Origin of the sequence: Klebsiella sp. CD33, from assembly GCF_051992865.1 — a bacterium.
Taxonomy (GTDB): domain Bacteria; phylum Pseudomonadota; class Gammaproteobacteria; order Enterobacterales; family Enterobacteriaceae; genus Klebsiella; species Klebsiella pneumoniae.
The window spans coordinates 1,996,010-2,014,552 of record NZ_CP197023.1 but is presented as its reverse complement, the minus strand read 5'-3'; the positions used below and the strand labels follow the sequence as shown (position 1 = coordinate 2,014,552).

Below are 18,543 nucleotides of genomic sequence, written 5' to 3'. Positions count from 1 at the left end.
CATTTTCTTGTTAAGGATAATTAAACCCATCGATGAAAGGAGCAGGATCAAGCCTGTTTGCTATACCAGGACCAGGTCTCTCTTTTACTCTAACTTCAAAATGGAGATGAGCACCTAAAGCTATACTGGTCATTCCATTGGCATTACCTGTGCAACCAGTTTCTCCCAATAATTCACCACAACGTACATGGTCTCCCCTCTCTAAACCAGAATGAATTGCAGACAGATGGGCGTAGAAAAAATAAACCTCACTAATTTCACTATCATTACATCTACAAAGCAACGCCTTCTCTAGTGGAAGATCGTCAACCTGAACAATAATACATAACTGTCTGCCATAATCACTACGAGGAGGATCAATTATAAAAGCGATGCGACCATCTGCTACTGAAAATATTGGTGTATTTGGCGCAGCTTCTATATCCAAGCCCTGGTGTTGATAACGACGTCCATTAGAGCGAGTTCTCCATCCCTTAAAAGTAGCACTACGGACTCGAGGAAGAGCATGAGTACGAATCCGGCAAACAGAAAGTGGATTACTCCATGTATTCCCCTCAACGTTTACAGAAGGAGATGGGGTATTTCTTGGCTGCGAATTCATAATAGTTACTGGAGGTAAATCCGTATTTATAATGTACGTAGAATTAAGTTTCTGAATAATATCTTTGGTGGAGTAATTTTTCATCTTCGGTTCAATTCGGTAATGATCAGGTACGATAATTGAATCGAAATAATTGACCATCCATGCAACAAAAGCGGTCCTCCATGTACTATCAATAGAATAATACCTAATTATCATCTCATTATCTTTTAAATTACCAATTAGTCGGTTATAGAAAGCAATATTAGTCGGGATTTTTTCGCCTTTTCCAGGAGTTTCTTTCCCATTCATAATAATGTCATATGCGCCAAATGCCCCATTCATATGAACAAGGTAAGCTATTTTAACTAATTCATCTGATTCAAGAGCACTAACTGCTGATAACTTTAAACTAAGTGAGTCAATCCCTTTTCGATCATACAATCCAATCATATCAATATTGTATTCTGCATTAACCCGTAAAGATAAAACAATATCTGTATCGATTTCCGTTATAGTTCCGTCAACTGATTCGCCAAAAAGTTTATTATCTCTATATATTAATTTTTGGTATGAGTATTTTTCTGTTATAAACTGATAAACCTTGGATTCAGGTTTAGTGCAGTAAGATAACCATGTATCAGGTTTAAACTGTCCTAACCCTACCGCTCCAGAACCAGTAGGATTGGTCGCATTTGCTTTCCATCTTGACTCTGCATAAATTAATGCAGCAAGTCCCTCTGGCTGGAATTCATATTTTTTAGCTGTTTCAATGATATAATCTCGATATTGTTCTGCCTCTGGAGGAAGGCGTAACCCTTCACTGACATTACCGATATTACTCACACTGGTGGGTGCGCCGCCTTCAGTCCTGGTGGTCTGGTTTACAGAAGGAGTCTGTCTTTCTTTGGTTTTGTTTTCTGATGGACTGGAAGCAGATGAGCCACCTTTCTGTTTCGCTTTTTCTTTTTCCTGTTGCTTACTCGATTGTTGGGTGCCCTTTTTAACACTGGTACTCCCTTTGATTATCATTTCCCTGGACGAGATCCGCAGGCTTAACGTCCCCAAAGGCAATTTTTTATGGTCGGCAATCAGAATGTATTCTTTTTTATTTAAATGTTGCAGTTCAACCTTTATACCTTTGGTACTGTCTTCAATAAGCAGACCAGCGACAACACCAGTGCTGTCTGTTACGTAATCATACGTCTTACCATCAAAAGTGAGTCTGAGTTTTGCATTGCCAAGCGGGCGCCAGACGAGATCGCAAATCCTCAAAGTCAATTGAGTATCATAAACTTTGTCTTTTGATGGTAAACTCAATACCTGACCGGGCTGGATAATATGCTGCTCTGCTTTAGTGAGAAGACCGTTAATATTGGCCAGTTCATTAACATCAATTCCGAATTTACGACTGATTTTCCACAGGCTGTCACCCTTCTGAACTGTATACTGTTCCATGGCTATTCCTTATCTTGTTCGTTTAATTCACCATCATATTGCGGACCATGTTCATCGAAATCCAGGTCATCATCAGTCTCATCCTCAATATCATGCTCATCGTTATAAGAAAAAAGGCTCGTCCATTTATCATCGCCAATTATTGCATGAAAATTTTCACTTTCAGGCGGTTCAAAACAACCTGACTCTCCATCATTAAAAGCAGAACTCCATATTTGTTCTTTTGATTTACTATCAAAAAGACTCACTTTCATAGTAGATGGCGCAGCATTACCAAGAGCATCTAAGAGCATAAAACTCATTGACTGTGGACCACTATCAGGAAGTTCTGGAATATTTGACTGCATAGAAGCTGGGCCACTGTAGAGAAGCTTACTTTGCTTCATCATAATATCACCAGGACAGCCTAACTCGATGTTTCCTCCGGACAGGCGAATGTATGCCCCGCCAGCACAGGTAAACGTTAAAGTTTTTGCCGCTGTAAAAGTCATACCCTCTGTTGTACTGGTCAGCGAAATATTTTGCTTAGCTATTACTTCAATATTTCCTGACTGAGCCTGTGATATTAGATCGCCTTTGGCCACAATAGCTTCTATGCCCTCAGTTTCGGTAAAGATTGATATTTTTTCAGAAGCGGCAAGAGTAATATTTTTCTTTGCTCCCAGTTCAACATTTTGCCCTGCAGTCATATAAATATTTTCGCTTGCAACTGCCTGAAGATGACTTCCACTGGCTAAAGCAATACCTTCTGGTGCACTCATCAGTAATACAGCCTGCTTTAGCGCAAGTAACTTCTCTTCCATCAGTGCCTGTTGTTGCTCATATTGCAAGAGCTGTGCTTTTGCTGCTGATGCTGCCTGTGAAAGAGACTCCATTTGACTAACGGCTTGCGTCAACAAGGAATGTACTGCAGCCATATCCAGCACTTTCCCTTGTGCCTCAGGCTGGCTGTCCGCAGTAATGAATATCCCTTTCCCCGCGCGGATCCCTCCCCACGAATCGGTACGCAGTTCAAACCCTTCCCCCCTAAGCTTGCGGCTGGCATCAACGTTATGTCCTAAATTCAGCTGCGTCTTGCCGCCGTACTCGGTGCTGAGCTTGATATGCTCCTCGCCGCGCTTATCCTCCATTCGCAGCTTATTATTGGCCGGAGTACGAATCACATTGCGGGTGCTGTTTTTCTCCGTCACAGGGTCGACATGCCGCGAGTCATGCAGCGCATGCGCAATATACGGCCGGTCGGGATCGCCTTCGTGGAAAGCAATCGCCACCTCCGTGCCCTGGATCAGCGGGAAGTGAAAGCCGTACACGTCGCCGCCGTAGGGTTTGGCGAGACGCACCGGCATGCTTTCCTGACCCTGCCCTTTCTCCTCTCTGTCAGCGTCAAATTTCACCCGGTACAGGCCGGACGCATCTTGCCAGGCATAGATATCATTCGCCTTCGCGCTGGTCACCCGCGCCGTCATGGTGCCAGTCACCTTCGGGCGCGGCAGCAGCGGCGGACGCCAGCACAATGTTTCGCTGTAGGGCACCGCCAGCAGGGACACCCGCAGCGCCTCCCGGCGGCTGGCGGTAAAACCGGTGCCGGTGATTAACAGCGGATCCTGTACGGGCGCAGGCAGGGTCGACGGCAGGCTGTCGGTAACGGTCAGCACCTGGGCCGGCGCCAGCCAGGCTGCAGTACTGATCGCGGTAATAAGCGTCTGGTGAGCCAGAAAACGCTCATGGTCGAGGCGGGCATAGAAGTTGGCGGTCTCCGTCTGCGGGTCGATTTTATCGCCACGCTCCCGGTGGCGAAGCTTATAGTGGTATACCTCACCGTAAGTGATGCCTTCACCATTTCCCCGGGTCATATCCGCTGTTGCCGACTGGAGAACGCTCTGCGCATCGCGGGGGTTATAATCCCGGGTAGTGACGTTCGCCTCTACGACATTGTGGGTGATGCTCAGACCCCATATCGATTCCGTACCGCTGTCGCTCATCCCGGACGGGCTGTTTACAGGAAGTGTTTTATCGAACATCAGCGCCCGCTGCGCGTCGGCGAAATGGACCACTTCGCTCTGGGCCTCTTCCTGCAGGGTGAAGAAATAAAATATCCCTACCTCTGCCAGCAGGCGCTGGATAAACGCCAGGTCGCTCTCCTGATACTGATTAATTTGCTCGCGCCGTGGATAGTGTTGCTTGAGATAAAACTCATACTCCCAGTCATGCAGGTGATGTTCCTGCAATACCTGCTCCACCACCTCCGGCACCGATTTATTCACGAAAAAACGGTGGCTGCGAAACTGTTTATCCAGTAAGGAGAGGAAGGGTTCGAGGGTTATCTGATATTTCGACTGATCTTCTGAACTGCTGATACGCCGGAAGGCAGTCACCACACCATGGACGCGTTTGCAGTCCGCCAGCTGCTGCAGTGCGCCGCCGCCCATCGTCAGCATGGCGGGTTTGTTCAGGAGCTGTGCGGCATCAATATTTTTCTCTGCGCTGGTAAACGTAATAGTGTAATAATAAAGTTCACTCAGTTTTTCTGCCCCACTGAATTCTTCCACATCCAGCGATGCGGTACATGAAGGAATATCCAGCTGGTAACGGTTAAGGGTGGTGCCGGTAATTATTGAAGAGGTATCCATTATATTCCTGTTTTACTCCACTGTAATGACTATCAAAAATCAATTCACAGGACGCCCTGTTTAATTTTGTTTAATGATAATCATCTCATTCATCATAAATATATTTATGTGCATATCGATATATCAGATACCCCACCAGGAGTTTCGTAACTAAAAGGTAACCCCAGGGATATTTATATTCACTGACTGAGAAATAAAAAAAGCAGCCAGAAACCGGAGCCTTCAACGTTTATCGCCGCCAGCATTTCTCTGCCACAGTCCTTAGCGCTATCCATAATGATCTCCTTTATCCATCCCCTTTCCTGCGCTTCATCCCCGCAGAGGCCCCGCTTTGCCGACAAGTTTGACTGGCTGCAGGCACGCTACCGCCCATCGCTGTTTCCTGTTTATCAGGGACCCATAGCGCACAAGGTCAGGCAGGCAGATTGTTGTTCAACCTCCGCGATCGGGGTCGCGGATTACTCGGTTTCGCTTTTTAATCCGTTAGTCTCTGCTCCTGAGGTATTGGCCGTGCCCGGCGTCAGACAGGCGTCCTTCTGCGGGACCAGACTGATCTCCACCCGGCGATTTTGCGCCCGTCCCTCTGGCGTCTCGTTGCTGGCGACAGGACGGCTTGCGCCGTAGCCCTGCACCGCAAAACAGCTCTCCGGCACATCGCCGGTATCGCGCATCCAGTCGCGGACCGCCTCGGCACGCTTCAGGGAGAGTTGTTGATTGGATCTATCGTTGCCGATGCTGTCGGTATGGCCTGCCACCACGATCAGCCAGCCGGGTTTGGCCTTAATGCCCAGCAGCGAGTTCACCAGCAGCTTTGTCGAACCCGGTTTCAGCGCCGATTTGCCGGTATCGAACAGCGCCATGCTATCGAGGCGGATCGTCTGCGGCCCCTGCACAACCTGCTTAATGACCGGACGCGGCGGCGGGGGCGGCGCCCAGTCATTGATAGCGGCTTCAACGAAGGGGATCAGCCGCCCCCCCTGATACAGCCCCAGCCGATAACGCAGCGGCTCCCCCCGGCGCAACCAGTCATCCAGCAGGCGGCTGTCGGCACGCAGACGCTGCTGCGCCTGCAGCTTCGGCGTCGGCGGCGTGCCGCTGAGGCGGTGATACACCGCCAGATGATCGCCGACGCTGCGCACCAGGCGCTGGTTGTTGATAAAGGAAGCCAGCATCGCCAGCGCCAGAAAGAGGAAGCCCACCCCAGCGGCAAGACCGGCATCGCGCATCCGGCGGCTGACCCCGTGGCGGTGCGGCAGTGACGACAGAAGAAGATCCGGCAGCGGGTGAGGACCTGGCGCCGCGTCGTTGCCCGGGGAGAGCGTGGTGATCCCGGCGATTTGCTGTTGCCAGAGGTTATTCGCCACCGCCGCCACCGGCGTAAGGCAGATGCCCGCGGCACACAGGTTCAGCGGAGGAAGTTCCGCCTGCCGGGCGCGGAATGGCCGGAAAAGAGCGTTTTCGGCCAAGGTCAGAATGCTCTCCAGCCACAGCGTCTGATGCAGGCGTGAGGCAGAGCTGCCCTCCCGCTGCCACCCGGCAACCGACTGGGGCGCTTGTCCCTTCTGCTGCACCTGGAGACCAGCCCTCTCCGGCGTGATGGTAAACCAGCGGCTTTCCCCTGCCTGGCCGCCTGGCGGCGTCACCCAGAACACGCTCCACACCGGCGGCAGACCGTTTAGCCAGGTTCGGCACTGAACGATACTCCGCCGCCAGTCGCGCAGCGACTGCGCCAGATGCTCCCCGGAGGGGTGGTGCTCCGGTACCACCGCCAGCAGCACGGAAACCTGCGATACCAGTGCCGGACGCGCCGCCGCCAGGTACTGCGCCAGCCCCGGCAATTGCTCCGCGCTGTCTCCCCGTAGATACCAGCCGTGACGGGTTTCGCCGTGCGCCGAACGCCCGGGAAACAGACCGTCGGTATCCCCGCAGACCAGAACCACCGCCCCCTGAAAATCCTCGGGTGGCAGGACGATTTCCGATCGCTGACGGCTGACTGCCCGGCGACGCTGACGCCAGAGCGCCGCGCCGCCCGCCAGCAGGATGCACAGACTGAAGATCACCTGGTTGCCGATGGACAGCGGCCAGAAGCCCAGCACCAGCCACAGGGCCAGGATGACGGTCAGTATCGTAAGCAGACGACGGGCGTTATCACGCATCTCTTATCCCTGCCCTGCTATCTGCGCCACCATCTGTGACAGCACGGAGGAGAAGGTCAACCACAGCGCCGCCAGCGCCACAATGCCAGCCGCCCAGCCGCACCAGTACATCCGCCGTCCGCTGCGCAGCCGGGAGGCACGAACCACCACCGGCGCCTCCTGGGTCAGGCTGAACGGCGGGACCCGCGCGCCAAGCGCTTGCGCCACGTCCTCACGCCGTTCGTCATCCTGGGCGCGGTACTGTCCGACAAACCCCAGTTGCAAAGTACGATAGAAACAAGTCAGCACTGCCGCATCCGCCGTGGGCTCTCGCAGCAGCTGGCGGATCCGTTCCCAGAGCTCTTCCCCGGCGTTGAGAGTGCTGAAAAAGCGCGCCTGCAGCGGATCCTTGCGCCACCTGCGGTAGCCATCATCCTGACTGGCGCGGTTGAGGACGCTCTCATCCAGCAGCGCGCAGTAGGCATAGAGCATCTGCTCAGCGCTGGCTTCACTGACTCCCCCCGCCGTCAGCGCCTCGCGCGCCTCGGTCACCCATCGACAGGCCTGGCGATAGAGCGCCTCGCCATCGGTCACCGGCTGGCCGCAGCGTAACTGGCTGACCATCAGCCAGCCCGGGTAAAAGGTTTTGTTGATCAGATCGCTTTCAGAGATATTCATGAGCGCAGTACCGCAAAGAGTTCAAGTTTCACGTCGCCAAGCGATTCCGGGGTATAGAAGGTGCAGTTGCCGGCCTCCAGCATCGCGCGGGCGGCATCGGTGGAGAGATCCAGAGCGAAATATTGGTTTTCCAGACGTAGCGGAATGGCCGCCGGCACATGGCTCAGCGGTTTGATCGCGATGCCGCTGAGGGCAATATTGACGACCTCGGCGACATCATCATGGCTACCCGCCTTACAGAGCTGCGGAAAACGGCTCTGTAGCTGGTGAGGGGGGAGTGAAGAGCGCACCGACAGATAAAAATCCGCCCCCTCGCGCAGCCGCGCATCGTGCAGCCTGCCCCGCCAGATCTCCCGGTCGGCGCCCTGCTCCAGAGCGATGGCGATCACCCTTGAGGGCAGGCTGACTTCGAGCAGCGTATCCAGCAGGGCAAACAGCGGCGGGAATACCTGCTCTGGCGAGGCATGTCGGTAGCGGGGGATTGCTTCCAGATGATGTTCAAGGGAGAAAGTCAGCAGACTGCCGGCCAGCCTGGCCAGTTCGCGATAGAGCAGCTCCGGATGGCGCGAAGGGTCCTGATGCAGCTCGCTGAGCACCGGTTCAGCGCTGTTCAGCGCGTTGAGCAGCCAGAACAGGGAAACATCCGCCACGGCAAAATCAGCCATCCGCGCATTGCTTTCACGACGCATGGCCATCAGGCGTCTGCGTCGGGCCTGCAGGCGATGTAACAGCTCGCCCAGCTCGCTGACCAGCGTCGGGCTTGCCGCCAGCGACAGCAGCGGCGGGATGAATTCCGGGTCAACGATCCACTGCCCCTGGGCGTCGCGCACCAGACGCGCTACCGGGCAGGTGAGGAAGGCTGCATTTTCCTCGGTGGAGAGACGCAGCGTTAGCGCGTGCCGCAGAACGGCCAGCTCGCTGCGTTCATGGCCGGCCAGCTCCTGGACGGTCACCTGCTCGGCGCGCCAGCGGCGCGGGCGGGCGCTCTCCTGGCCGTCATCAAGATTGCCGCCGCTGGCGCTGAGCAGCGGCAGAGCGAGCATAACCTCCACGCTGTCCTGCATCACGTCCGATACATCGCGGACCGGTGGCAAAATATCCGCCAGCTCGGTGTCAATCAGCGTTCCGTCGGCGAAACGCACGATCAGCCGGGTAGCGTTGAGCCGGGAAAGGGTGAGCGCGCTCGCGTCAAACTCCGCGCGCAATACCCCCCACGGGTGGGCGAGAGCCATGCGGGAGACCGTATCGGCGACGTGCGCGTCCCAGCGGGCCTGTTGCTGAAACTGCTGCGGGACCAGAAAAGCCCCGTCGCGCCATAATGGGCGGAAAATCTTCATTGCACCTCCTGTGCCTTTCGCTTTCATTGGTCTGCAGACAGGACCAAATGCCCGGACGGATATCCCTCATCCGCCGTGTGTTCGGCTGGATTTATTACCTGCCGCTTCAGGGAAAGGAAATATCTCCCCTGCCCGCGAGAGTTTCGAAGTCAGATGATATTTTTTGGTCAAGGGATGTTTATCATAAAGCGAAAGAGTCAGGGGGAGGTAACGCCTGGCCCTAAATAATATCTGAATTCAACCCAAGGTAGCTTTATTGCTCTCGGTCATCACATGTAGAAGGAATATTCCATAAGCGACCCTTTTATTATTTTCCTGTTGAATATTAATTAGCGAATTAATCCCTCCGTCAGGAATATTTATATTTACCTTAAATATAAATAATAATAAAAATATCACCGCAATCGATACACCCTCAGTAGCGCTGAGTCCAGAATCTCCCCCGGCAACTGCCAGATACCCGGAGGAGCGCCCCGCCCCACCCGGCCATTGCCAGGCGCTGCATTACCCCGTATTTTGGTTTCCCGCTCCGCTGTGGGCGGGTGTCAGGGCGAACGAGAGAGAGAAAATGAAACCACTATTTGTCTATGGGACGCTCTGTCCCGGTCGCAGCAATGCGCATATTCTGGAGGCGATCGGGGGCGAGTGGCGTCCCGGCTACGTCACCGGCACCTTTTACGCGCGCGGCTGGGGCGCAGCCGCCGATTTCCCGGGGATCGTCCTCGACGCTCACGGCCCACGGGTCAACGGCTATCTGTTCCTGTCCGATCGGCTGGCGGCGCACTGGCCCATGCTGGACGACTTTGAGGAAGGGTACGATCGGGTGCCGGTGGAAGTGACCACCGACGATGGACAGCAGATCAGCGCCTGGATTTATCAGCTTCAGCCCCGGGGGTAATCCCCCGCCGCGCCGCGCGGCATGGTACAGCAGCCCAGCGCGATCGCGAGTCTGGCGTCGTTTCTGCCAATGCAGGTATACTTGCCAGATGTTTCCTCAGTTTCAGACACGCAGATGACAAAACTCACCTTACAAGAGCAGATGCTCAAAGCCGGCCTGGTCAGCAGCAAAAAAATGGCTAAAGTCCAGAGGACGGCGAAAAAATCCCGCGTTCAGGCCCGTGAGGCCCGGGAAGCGGTGGAAGAAAATAAAAAAGCCCAGCTGGAACGTGATAAACAGCTTAGCGAGCAGCAAAAGCAGGCGGTGCTGGCGAAAGAGTATAAAGCTCAGGTCAAGCAGCTGATCGAGATGAACCGCATTACGGTCGCCCGGGGCGATATCGGCTTTAACTTTACCGATAATAATCTGATCAAAAAAATCATGGTCGACAAGCCCACCCAGACCCAGCTGATTAACGGCCGTCTGGCGATTGCCCGCCTGGCGGTGGATAACAAGCCCGAAGGTGAATATGCGATTATTCCGGCGGTAGTGGCTGAGAAAATTGCCCAGCGCGACGCCAGCAGCATCGTGTTGCACAGCGCCCTGAGTCAGGATGAGCAGGATGAAGACGATCCGTACGCCGACTTTAAGGTGCCCGACGATCTGATGTGGTAACCCCGGGCTTTCCCGCCGCGGGCGATCAAAACGGGCTCGCCTGCTGGATATGCATCGGCTCATGGCTGACGGGGTGGACAAAACGCAGTTCGCTGGCGTGCAGCATCAGCCGCGGAGCGCATTCCGTGCCGGGCAGCTCCCGGCCACCGTACAGATCGCAGCCAAGGATCGGATAGCCCAGCAGCTGGCAGTGAATACGCAGCTGATGGGTCCGTCCGGTCTCCGGGGTGAGCGTCACCCGGGTTAACGCCAGCGCCCTCTCGCCTTCTCGCGCCTGATACAGGCGGTCTATGACCCGATAGCGCGAACGCGCCGGTTTGCCGTGGCGGGCGCAGAGCGCCATGCGCGGGAAACGGGCCGGATCTTTGGCGATTGCCGCCTCCACTATCCCCTCGTCTTCCGCCAGGTGGCCGCACAGCAGCGCCGTATAGACCTTGTCCACCGTGCGCTGGCTGAACTGTTGGCACAGCAAGGCGTTAATGCCCTTGTTGCGGGCGATCACCATCAGGCCGGAGGTGCCGAAGTCCAGGCGGTGCACCAGGGTGCAGCCCGGAAAGCGCTGAACCAGCCGGTGATGCACGGAGTCGAGGTTGCGCGGATCTTTGCCCGACAGGCTCAGCAGCCCGGCGGGCTTATTGATCAGCACCAGGTGTTCGTCCTGATACAAGAGGGTGATCTGTTCGCGGCACGGCGGCGCGACAAAGGTATCGATAATGGTGGACATCAGGCGGCCCGAAGAAGGAGTGGCTGGCGATAGTACCCCATTTTGCCCACCGGCACGATGCTGGCGCACAATCCGCCCTCGCGGCGGCGTCATTTATCACCCACACTTATCGCAAAGGCATGGCCTGTACAGGCAATGTGCTTTACACTGCGCGCTGCAAAATTTGTGTTAACCAACGAGTAATACGGTAATGGCGATGAACGGAACAATCACAACGTGGTTTAAAGATAAAGGTTTTGGATTTATCAAAGATGAAAACGGCGAAAATCGTTATTTTCACGTGATTAAGGTCGCCAATCCTGATCTTATCAAGAAAGACGCGGCGGTGACTTTCGAACCTACCACCAACAATAAAGGGCTGTCGGCCTACGCGGTGAAGGTCATTCCGGAAAGCAAATATATCTATATTGCCGGCGAGCGGTTGAAGCTGACCTCCATCAAATCCTATGTGGTGTACCGGGAAGAAGAGCCGGTCGAGACCCGCGTCGATAAAGAAAACGCCGTGCTGTCGGTCGGGCTGCTGATGAACAGCATCCGGCCAAAAGCCACGGTGCAGCCGGGAGAGATGCGCTCGGTGAAAAAGCTGGCGATCACCACCTTTCAGGGGACAACCCTGATTTTTTCGGAAGACGAAATCGATATCGATGCCACGGTAAAACTGCTTAAGGTGTAAGCCCTGGCGCGCGGTTTCCCGCGCGCCCGAAGTCCTGCCCGATATGCTACCCGCCATCGCCCCTCGCCGGACGGGGCGATGGCGCCAGAGAGCCGATAAGGATGCCGCCATGCCCGTAAATTTTGACTTCAACGATCTCTACGCCTTTCGCGCCCTGATGGAATATGGCAGTTTTCGGCTGGCGGCCGAATCCATCTGCCTGTCGCAGTCGGCCCTTAGCCGACGCATCGAAAAGCTGGAGACGGCGCTGGGCAACCGGCTGTTCGATCGCACCACCCGGCGGGTGACCCTCACGCTGTATGGGCAAAATTTTGCCGAACGTTCGGAGCAGCTGCTGGCCCATGTCGAGACGGTGCTGGCGGATATCAGCCAGGTCAGCAAGGCGCGTACCGGGCTGGTGACGGTGGCGACGGTGCCTTCCGCCGCCTACTACTTTATGCCGGAAATCATCCGCAGCTTTCAGGCGCGTTATCCCCAGGTGCGCATCCGGTTGATTGACAGCAGCGTCGGGAATGTGATCGAGGCGGTCAGCAGCGGACAGGCTGACTTTGGCCTCTGCTTTGCCAAAAACCTGCCAGCCAGTATCGAATTCACCCCTCTTGCCGACGACCGCTATGTGGCCGCCTGTCGGCACGATCATCCGCTGGCGCGCAAGACGCACCTAAGCTGGCAGGCGTATTTTGAACAGGATTATATTGGCCTGGATCGGGTCTCCGGCAACCGGACGCTGCTTGACCGGGAGCTGGCGCATCTGACGCCGGCGCGGCCAAGTATCTGCGAAACCCGCCACGTCACCACGATGCTGGGGATGGTGGAAGCGGGCATCGGCATTGCCGCCGTGCCCGCGATGTCGATGCCCGCCGGGGAGCATTCCGTTCTCCGCGCTGTGCCGCTCACCGACCCGGTGGTCACGCGTACGGTAGGCCTGATCCGCCTCAGCGGCCGTATTCAGTCCTACGTGGCGGCAGAGCTGGAGAAGCTGATTATTGAACAGTATCCTTCTGGCTGACCGGCGCGGCGGCGGCTACGCTTCGCATACCGGTGGCGTGGATGGTCTCCTGCGCCGCCGGTGACGCCAGATACCTCAGCAGCGCCTTGCCTTCCTGCGGGTGGTCGGCGCTGATGGTCACCGCCCCGGCAAAGCGGGTGATGTACTGCAGGTTATCCGGCAGTTCGCCGACGAAGGTTACGCCGGGCACCGGCAGCAGTTCGCTCACCTGCTGAAAACCGATCGCATACCGTCCCTTGGCCACTTCCGAGGCCACCGGAATGCGCTCCACCATCTGCGCTTTACTCTGCATCGCGTCATCAATGCCCAGGGTGTGGAACAGCGTCGAGCTGACATAGCGTCCGCTGGCGCTGTCGGAGTACGCGACCGATGGCGCCGCCAGCAGCGTCGCACGCAGCTGGTCTGCGTTGTGGATAGCCGGCAGCGGCGCCCCCGCCTTCACCACCACGCCGATCGGCGAGTCGGCCAGCTCCCGGCGCGAATCCGGTTGCGTACGGCCCGCTTTCTCGAGGCTGGTCAGCGCGTCCCCGACCATGATCACCACGTCCGCGTGTTCGCCGCGCGCCAGACGGTTAGGGATCGCCTGCGGCGTTTTTCCCATCGACGGGCCAGGGATCACCACGAGGTGGTTGCCGGTATGTTTTTCCCACGCCGGGGCCAGCTTTTCCAGCGCCGCTTTGAAGCCGCCGGAGATCATCACGGTGACCTCAGCGGACAACGCGCTGCCGCCGGTGGCGGCCAGCAGCAGCGTGGCGAGCAGGGTTCCTGTCGTTTTACGCATCATCTTCTCCCTGATTAACGTGCCGTCTGCAGCGCAACGGCGCTACGGCGATAGAGGTAGCAAGTGGCCAGCAGGCCGCAGATGGCGGCAAAGCTCATCCAGTAGCCGGGAGACGCTTTATCACCGGTATACTCAATCAGCGCTGTGGAAATCACCGGCGTGAAGCCGCCAAACACCGCGGTCGCCAGGCTGTAGGCCAGCGAGAAACCTGCCACGCGCACTTCGGCGGGCATAATTTCGGTCAGCGCCGGGATCATCGCCCCGTTGTACATGCCGTAGATAAACGACAGCCACAGCAGCACGCTCAGCATCATCAAAAAGCTCGGGGCGTTCGCCAGCATGGTCAGCGCAGGCCAGGCGGTAGCCAGCGCCAGCAGGGTCATGGCGATCAGCACCGACCGGCGGCCAAAGCGGTCGGACAGCGCCCCGCCCACCGGCAGCCAGAAGAAGTTGGAAATCGCCACCAGCAGCGTGACCAGCAGGCTGTCAGAGGCGCTGAGCATCAGCACCTTTTTACCAAAGGTCGGGGCATAGACGGTGATCAGGTAGAACGCGGTGGTGGTCATCGCCACCATCATCATCCCGGCGATAACCACCTGCCAGTTCGCCAGCAGGGTGGCGAATACCTGGCGCATCGCCTGATGATGGCGGCGGGCAGTAAACTCCTGGGTCTCCTCCAGCTTACGGCGCAGGATAAAAATGAACGGAACAATCAGGCAGCCGAAAAGGAACGGAATACGCCAGCCCCAGTCGCTGATAGCGCTCGGCTCCAGTACCGCGTTGAGGGCAAAACCCATCGCGGCTGCCACCATGATGGCAACCTGCTGACTGCCCGACTGCCAGCTGGTGTAAAAGCCTTTGCGGCCCGAGGTGGCGATCTCGGCCAGATAGACCGACACCCCGCCCAGCTCGGCGCCGGCGGAAAAGCCCTGCAGCAGACGGCCGATCAGCACCAGCAGCGGCGCCCACAGGCCAATGGTCTGATAAGAGGGGATCAGCACGATCAGGAAGGTGCCGGTGGCCATGATCGACAGGGTGACGATCAGCCCCTTGCGCCGCCCCACCTTGTCGATATAGGCGCCAAGTACGATAGCGCCGATGGGGCGCATCAAAAAGCCGGCGCCAAAGACCGCGAAGGTCATCATCAGCGAGGCGAATTCACTGCTCGCCGGAAAAAAGGTATGGGCGATGTAGGTGGCATAAAACCCGAACAGGAAAAAGTCGAACTGTTCGAGAAAGTTACCGGACGTGACGCGCAGAATGGCGCCGATCCGGTCACGGGTACTCATCTGTGAGGTTGTTGAATGCATGCAGGTCTCCAGTTTGTTATCCACGCGTTGTCGCGCGCCTGTCGCTGAAGACTGAAACAGAACCGGGAACGAAATAAGCGTAATAAACGCATCCACTAATGCATTTTACGCATGAATAACATTTAACTAATTAACATTACTTTTACATACAATCATTTAACACACACCGTCCTAACCACGCCGCGGGTGACGGCGAAAAAGTCAGTTTTCCGTTTTGTGACCGGGGCCAGGATATGTCGCCGTGGGTTGACGGCATAAAACCTGGCCTGGGGTAACGAAATACCCTGCCGGCTGGAAAGCGCGTCAGGAAGCGGTGGACTCCCCCACCAGCGTCTGCAACAGGGAGATAAGCCAGCGGGTAGCCTCGCGTTTCCCGCTGCGTTGGTGGGCGTAAATCTTGACGTCAAACGGCGGAACCGGAAACGGCAGCGGGAAAATGGTCAGCCGGGCGGCGCGGGCCATCGTCTCCGCCGCCCGCCGGGGCAGCGCCATCAACAGGTCGCTCTGCTCAATAATAAAGGGCGCGCTCAGCATCGAGGGGGTTTTCATCGCCACCTGCCGCGAATAGCCCTGTCGCTCCAGCTCACAGTCCAGCACCCCCTGCCGCTCATTCCACGGGGTCACCACCAGATGACGGGCCGCAAGGTAGGCGTCCAGGGTCAGCGCCGTCCGGTTGGCCTGGCTGATGACCACATATTCGTCCCGCAGCCAGTTAATCTCCTCAAGATCGGGATGGGCTGGCTCGTCAGGGGTATTGAACCCGAGGGCCAGGTCGACCTCGCCCGCCAGCAGCTCGGTCAGCGCCGGGCTGTGGGGCAGATAACGGAGCTCAAACCGCAGCCCGGGCGCCTCACGCTGCAGATGATGCATCAGCGTCGGAAAGACGCAGAACGCGGTGAAATCGGTGATCGCAATCTGCATGCAGTCGGTGCTGGCGGCCGGCACAAACGCCGCCGGCGGCGTCAGCTCCTGGTTGAGAAACTTCAGCGCCGAAGCGATAGAGGGCGCCAGCTGGCTGGCATAGACGCTGGGGCACATCCGGTGGCCTTCGCGGTAGAACAGCGGATCGTTGAGGGCGCTGCGCAGCCGGGAAAGCGCATGGCTCAGCGCCGAGGTGCTCATCGCCAGCTCTTCCGCCGCCAGGCGTACCGAGCGGGAGCGATAGACCGCGTCAAAGACCGGCAACAGGTTGAGGTCAATCCGGCGCAGGACAGGATGCATAATATTCATCGTTTGCTGATTTCATTGCACTTAATTCTTTTCACAATACCGCTTATCCTCAGGGTCAGCAATTTTGCTCTCTTTTGACTATGGATACAGGACACCCCATGAGCATCACAATCCGCCAGGCCACCCCGGACGACGCCACCGCTATCTACGACATGATTTATGAACTCGCGGTCTACGAGAAAGCCCCCGAAGAGGTAGTGACGACGCCAGAGGAGATCAGAGAGACACTGTTTGCCAGCGGCAGCAAAACCGAAGCGCTGATCTGCGAGGTGGCGGGCAAAGCGGTGGGCTACGCGGTGTTCTTCACCAGCTACTCCACCTGGCTTGGACGCAATGGTATCTATATGGAGGATCTGTACGTCACCCCCGACTATCGCGGGATCGGCGCCGGAAAAGCGCTGCTGAAAACCATCGCGCAATATGCTGTACAACGTCAGTGCGGGCGTCTGGAGTGGAGCGTGCTCGACTGGAACCAGCCGGCGATTGATTTCTATCTGAGCATTGGCGCGCAGCCGCAGGATGAGTGGGTGCGTTATCGCCTCACTGGCGATGCGCTGCGGGCCTTTGCGGAGTAAAGCGGCTCGCCAGCAGGTCGGCGCCAGGCGTCGACCTGCTGGCCGCGGATCAGGCTTCGACCGCGCTCTTCTGCAGCTGCGGACCGGCCAGCGCCAGACGCGCGCCCGCTTCGGTATCGCTGTACTGCTTGAAGTTATCCATAAACAGCTGAGCCAGGCTCTCGGCCTTCTCCTGCCATTTATCCGCTGAACTCCAGCCATTACGCGGATCCAGCACCGCGCTGTCTACCCCTGGAATGCTCTGCGGGATCGCAAGACCGAACACCGGGATGGTCTCCTCGCGCAGCGGGCCGGTAGTGCCGTTGAGGATCGCGCTAATGATGCTGCGGGTATCGCGCAGCGACAGGCGTTTGCCTTCGCCGTTCCAGCCGGTGTTGACCAGCCAGGCTTCGGCACCGGATTCCGCCATCTTCGCCGCCAGGACGCTGGCGTACTGGGTCGGGTGAAGCAGCAGGAACGCCGCGCCATAGCAGGCGGAGAAGGTCGGCGTCGGCTGGGTAATGCCACGCTCGGTGCCCGCCAGCTTCGAGGTGAAACCCGACAGGAAATGGTACTGCATCTGCTCGGTGGTCAGACGGGAGACCGGCGGCAGGACGCCAAACGCATCGGCGGCAAGGAAAATCACCTTCGACGGATGGCCCGCGCGGGACACCGGCTTGACGATATTGTCGATATGCGACAGCGGATAGGAGACGCGGGTGTTTTCGGTTTTGCTGCCGTCGGCATAATCCACGCTGCCGTCAGCGCGCACCACCACGTTTTCCAGCAGCGCATTGCGGCGGATGGCGCCATAAATCTCCGGCTCCGCCTGCGGATCGAGATTGATGGTCTTAGCGTAGCAGCCGCCTTCGAAGTTAAACACGCCGTCATCGTCCCAACCGTGCTCATCATCGCCGATCAGCTGACGATGCGGATCGGTCGACAGGGTGGTTTTCCCGGTCCCGGAGAGGCCGAAGAACAGCGCCACGTCCCCTGCTTCGCCACGGTTGGCCGAGCAGTGCATCGACGCGATGCCTTTCTGCGGCAGCAGGTAGTTCATGACCGAGAACAGCCCTTTCTTCATTTCGCCGCCGTACCAGGTACCGCCGATGAGCTGAATACGCTCGCTCAGATTAAAGGCGACAAAGTTCTCGGAGTTCATCCCCTGCGCCTGCCAGTTGGCATTGGTGCAGCCCGCGCCGTTGAGCACCACGAAGTCTGGCGTAAAGCTGGCCAGCTCGTCGGCGCTTGGCACGATGAACATGTTTTTGACAAAGTGGGCCTGCCACGCCACCTCGGTGACGAAGCGTACGCCAAGACGGGTGTCCGGGCTGGCGCCGCACCAGGCGTCGATGACGTACAGTTTTTTGCCGCTCAGCTGGCCCGCGACCAGGCTTTTCAGGCTGCGCCACACGTCTGGCGATAACGGCTTATTGTCATTACGGCCGAGGCCGGAGTCTGCCCACCAGACGGTGTCGCGAGTCTGTTCGTCGCGGACGATGTATTTATCGCGCGGCGAACGGCCGGTGAAGATCCCGGTATCAACAGCCACAGCGCCAGAGTCGGTCATCACGCCGCGGGCCGCGCCGGTCAGCTCAGGAGAGGTTTCATGTGCAATAAGCAAATCGTAATCAGGGTTGTAAAAGAATTCGCCGCTTGCATTAATCCCCAGCTCCTGCAGAGCCATTTTTACTGATTCAATTTGTTGTGACATGGAACTCCTGACAAACTATTTAAGGTAAGAGGCCTGGGTTATTCATTGCTTTCGTCATCGTCGCCGGCTATTTAATAAGATAAGTCCTGGACAATGAAATAAAGCAATAAATAACCGTGAGTCGCGATTTCATATCGTGCTCATGTAGGGTCGCCGATATGCATTCATAAATCTCAAC

The 18,543-nt window shown here is 56.9% G+C and carries 16 protein-coding genes and 1 pseudogene; 5 read left to right on the top strand and 12 right to left on the bottom strand.

Going from position 1 to position 18,543, the window contains the following annotated elements:
• Positions 1-10 precede the first annotated feature (10 nt).
• From ACR809_RS09995 to ACR809_RS09965, 7 genes and pseudogenes are all read right to left on the bottom strand, one after another.
• Positions 11-2,038, bottom strand: coding sequence for a peptidoglycan DD-metalloendopeptidase family protein (locus ACR809_RS09995; RefSeq protein ID WP_122051216.1), 2,028 nt, complete (start codon positions 2,036-2,038; stop codon positions 11-13).
• A gap of 2 nt (positions 2,039-2,040) precedes the next feature.
• Complete coding sequence (locus ACR809_RS09990) at positions 2,041-4,668, bottom strand: type VI secretion system Vgr family protein (protein WP_122051215.1); 2,628 nt, start codon at positions 4,666-4,668, stop codon at positions 2,041-2,043.
• A gap of 150 nt (positions 4,669-4,818) precedes the next feature.
• Positions 4,819-4,943, bottom strand: a pseudogene (locus ACR809_RS09985) (hypothetical protein).
• Positions 4,944-5,126: 183 nt separating this feature from the next.
• Positions 5,127-6,824 carry an OmpA family protein gene (locus ACR809_RS09980; RefSeq protein WP_122051214.1) on the bottom strand — a complete coding sequence of 566 codons (1,698 nt, stop codon included), beginning with the start codon at positions 6,822-6,824 and terminating at the stop codon, positions 5,127-5,129.
• Between the two features lie 3 nt (positions 6,825-6,827).
• Entirely contained in the window at positions 6,828-7,481 is a 654-nt protein-coding gene (gene tssL / locus ACR809_RS09975; RefSeq protein WP_122051213.1) for a type VI secretion system protein TssL, short form, read from the bottom strand.
• On the bottom strand, positions 7,478-8,818 hold the full coding sequence (tssK, locus tag ACR809_RS09970; protein WP_064162191.1) for a type VI secretion system baseplate subunit TssK: 1,341 nt from the start codon (positions 8,816-8,818) through the stop codon (positions 7,478-7,480). Before tssK ends, tssL begins: the two co-directional genes overlap by 4 nt.
• A 237-nt stretch (positions 8,819-9,055) precedes the next feature.
• Positions 9,056-9,274: a hypothetical protein gene (locus tag ACR809_RS09965; protein WP_306462391.1), complete on the bottom strand. Its 219-nt coding sequence runs from the start codon at positions 9,272-9,274 to the stop codon at positions 9,056-9,058.
• A gap of 112 nt (positions 9,275-9,386) precedes the next feature.
• Between ACR809_RS09965 and ACR809_RS09960 the strand changes: the two genes are divergently transcribed.
• Positions 9,387-9,716, top strand: coding sequence for a gamma-glutamylcyclotransferase family protein (locus ACR809_RS09960; RefSeq protein WP_002910650.1), 330 nt, complete (start codon positions 9,387-9,389; stop codon positions 9,714-9,716).
• 114 nt (positions 9,717-9,830) lie between these two features.
• Positions 9,831-10,370 carry a DUF2058 domain-containing protein gene (locus ACR809_RS09955; protein WP_002910652.1) on the top strand — a complete coding sequence of 180 codons (540 nt, stop codon included), beginning with the start codon at positions 9,831-9,833 and terminating at the stop codon, positions 10,368-10,370.
• Between the two features lie 25 nt (positions 10,371-10,395).
• On the opposite strand, the gene ACR809_RS09950 is transcribed toward ACR809_RS09955, so the two are convergent.
• Complete coding sequence (locus ACR809_RS09950) at positions 10,396-11,094, bottom strand: RluA family pseudouridine synthase (RefSeq protein ID WP_004197491.1); 699 nt, start codon at positions 11,092-11,094, stop codon at positions 10,396-10,398.
• Positions 11,095-11,284: 190 nt separating this feature from the next.
• On the opposite strand from ACR809_RS09950, the gene ACR809_RS09945 reads away from it, so the two are divergent.
• Together ACR809_RS09945 and ACR809_RS09940 are read left to right on the top strand one after the other, a co-directional pair.
• A complete protein-coding gene (locus tag ACR809_RS09945; RefSeq protein ID WP_002910657.1) occupies positions 11,285-11,767 on the top strand; it encodes a cold-shock protein in 483 nt (160 codons plus the stop codon).
• Positions 11,768-11,876: 109 nt separating this feature from the next.
• Positions 11,877-12,776: a LysR family transcriptional regulator gene (locus ACR809_RS09940; protein WP_004152315.1), complete on the top strand. Its 900-nt coding sequence runs from the start codon at positions 11,877-11,879 to the stop codon at positions 12,774-12,776.
• Here the strand turns inward: ACR809_RS09940 and ACR809_RS09935 are convergent.
• From ACR809_RS09935 to ACR809_RS09925, 3 genes are all read right to left on the bottom strand, one after another.
• Complete coding sequence (locus ACR809_RS09935; protein WP_162992530.1) at positions 12,751-13,560, bottom strand: substrate-binding domain-containing protein; 810 nt, start codon at positions 13,558-13,560, stop codon at positions 12,751-12,753. The two genes, ACR809_RS09940 and ACR809_RS09935, sit on opposite strands and share 26 nt — an antisense overlap.
• A gap of 11 nt (positions 13,561-13,571) precedes the next feature.
• A complete protein-coding gene (locus ACR809_RS09930; RefSeq protein ID WP_122051648.1) occupies positions 13,572-14,867 on the bottom strand; it encodes an MFS transporter in 1,296 nt (431 codons plus the stop codon).
• 303 nt (positions 14,868-15,170) lie between these two features.
• Positions 15,171-16,097 (bottom strand): LysR family transcriptional regulator, encoded by a 927-nt coding sequence (locus ACR809_RS09925; protein ID WP_002910715.1) that lies wholly within the window; start codon positions 16,095-16,097, stop codon positions 15,171-15,173.
• 98 nt (positions 16,098-16,195) lie between these two features.
• On the opposite strand from ACR809_RS09925, the gene ACR809_RS09920 reads away from it, so the two are divergent.
• Positions 16,196-16,672 (top strand): GNAT family N-acetyltransferase, encoded by a 477-nt coding sequence (locus tag ACR809_RS09920; RefSeq protein WP_002910717.1) that lies wholly within the window; start codon positions 16,196-16,198, stop codon positions 16,670-16,672.
• A gap of 49 nt (positions 16,673-16,721) precedes the next feature.
• On the opposite strand, the gene pckA is transcribed toward ACR809_RS09920, so the two are convergent.
• Positions 16,722-18,365 (bottom strand): phosphoenolpyruvate carboxykinase (ATP), encoded by a 1,644-nt coding sequence (gene pckA, locus ACR809_RS09915; RefSeq protein WP_004148802.1) that lies wholly within the window; start codon positions 18,363-18,365, stop codon positions 16,722-16,724.
• Positions 18,366-18,543 lie beyond the last annotated feature (178 nt).

Coding starts and splice junctions, on each gene's coding strand:
- ACR809_RS09920 (WP_002910717.1), top strand. CDS start 16,196: ATGAGCATCACAATCCGCCAGGCCACCCCGGACGACGCCACCGCTATC.
- ACR809_RS09950 (WP_004197491.1), bottom strand. CDS start 11,094: ATGTCCACCATTATCGATACCTTTGTCGCGCCGCCGTGCCGCGAACAG.
- ACR809_RS09925 (WP_002910715.1), bottom strand. CDS start 16,097: ATGAATATTATGCATCCTGTCCTGCGCCGGATTGACCTCAACCTGTTG.
- ACR809_RS09930 (WP_122051648.1), bottom strand. CDS start 14,867: ATGCATTCAACAACCTCACAGATGAGTACCCGTGACCGGATCGGCGCC.
- ACR809_RS09980 (WP_122051214.1), bottom strand. CDS start 6,824: ATGCGTGATAACGCCCGTCGTCTGCTTACGATACTGACCGTCATCCTG.
- tssK (WP_064162191.1), bottom strand. CDS start 8,818: ATGAAGATTTTCCGCCCATTATGGCGCGACGGGGCTTTTCTGGTCCCG.
- ACR809_RS09995 (WP_122051216.1), bottom strand. CDS start 2,038: ATGGAACAGTATACAGTTCAGAAGGGTGACAGCCTGTGGAAAATCAGT.
- tssL (WP_122051213.1), bottom strand. CDS start 7,481: ATGAATATCTCTGAAAGCGATCTGATCAACAAAACCTTTTACCCGGGC.
- pckA (WP_004148802.1), bottom strand. CDS start 18,365: ATGTCACAACAAATTGAATCAGTAAAAATGGCTCTGCAGGAGCTGGGG.
- ACR809_RS09960 (WP_002910650.1), top strand. CDS start 9,387: ATGAAACCACTATTTGTCTATGGGACGCTCTGTCCCGGTCGCAGCAAT.
- ACR809_RS09945 (WP_002910657.1), top strand. CDS start 11,285: ATGGCGATGAACGGAACAATCACAACGTGGTTTAAAGATAAAGGTTTT.
- ACR809_RS09940 (WP_004152315.1), top strand. CDS start 11,877: ATGCCCGTAAATTTTGACTTCAACGATCTCTACGCCTTTCGCGCCCTG.
- ACR809_RS09935 (WP_162992530.1), bottom strand. CDS start 13,560: ATGATGCGTAAAACGACAGGAACCCTGCTCGCCACGCTGCTGCTGGCC.
- ACR809_RS09955 (WP_002910652.1), top strand. CDS start 9,831: ATGACAAAACTCACCTTACAAGAGCAGATGCTCAAAGCCGGCCTGGTC.
- ACR809_RS09990 (WP_122051215.1), bottom strand. CDS start 4,668: ATGGATACCTCTTCAATAATTACCGGCACCACCCTTAACCGTTACCAG.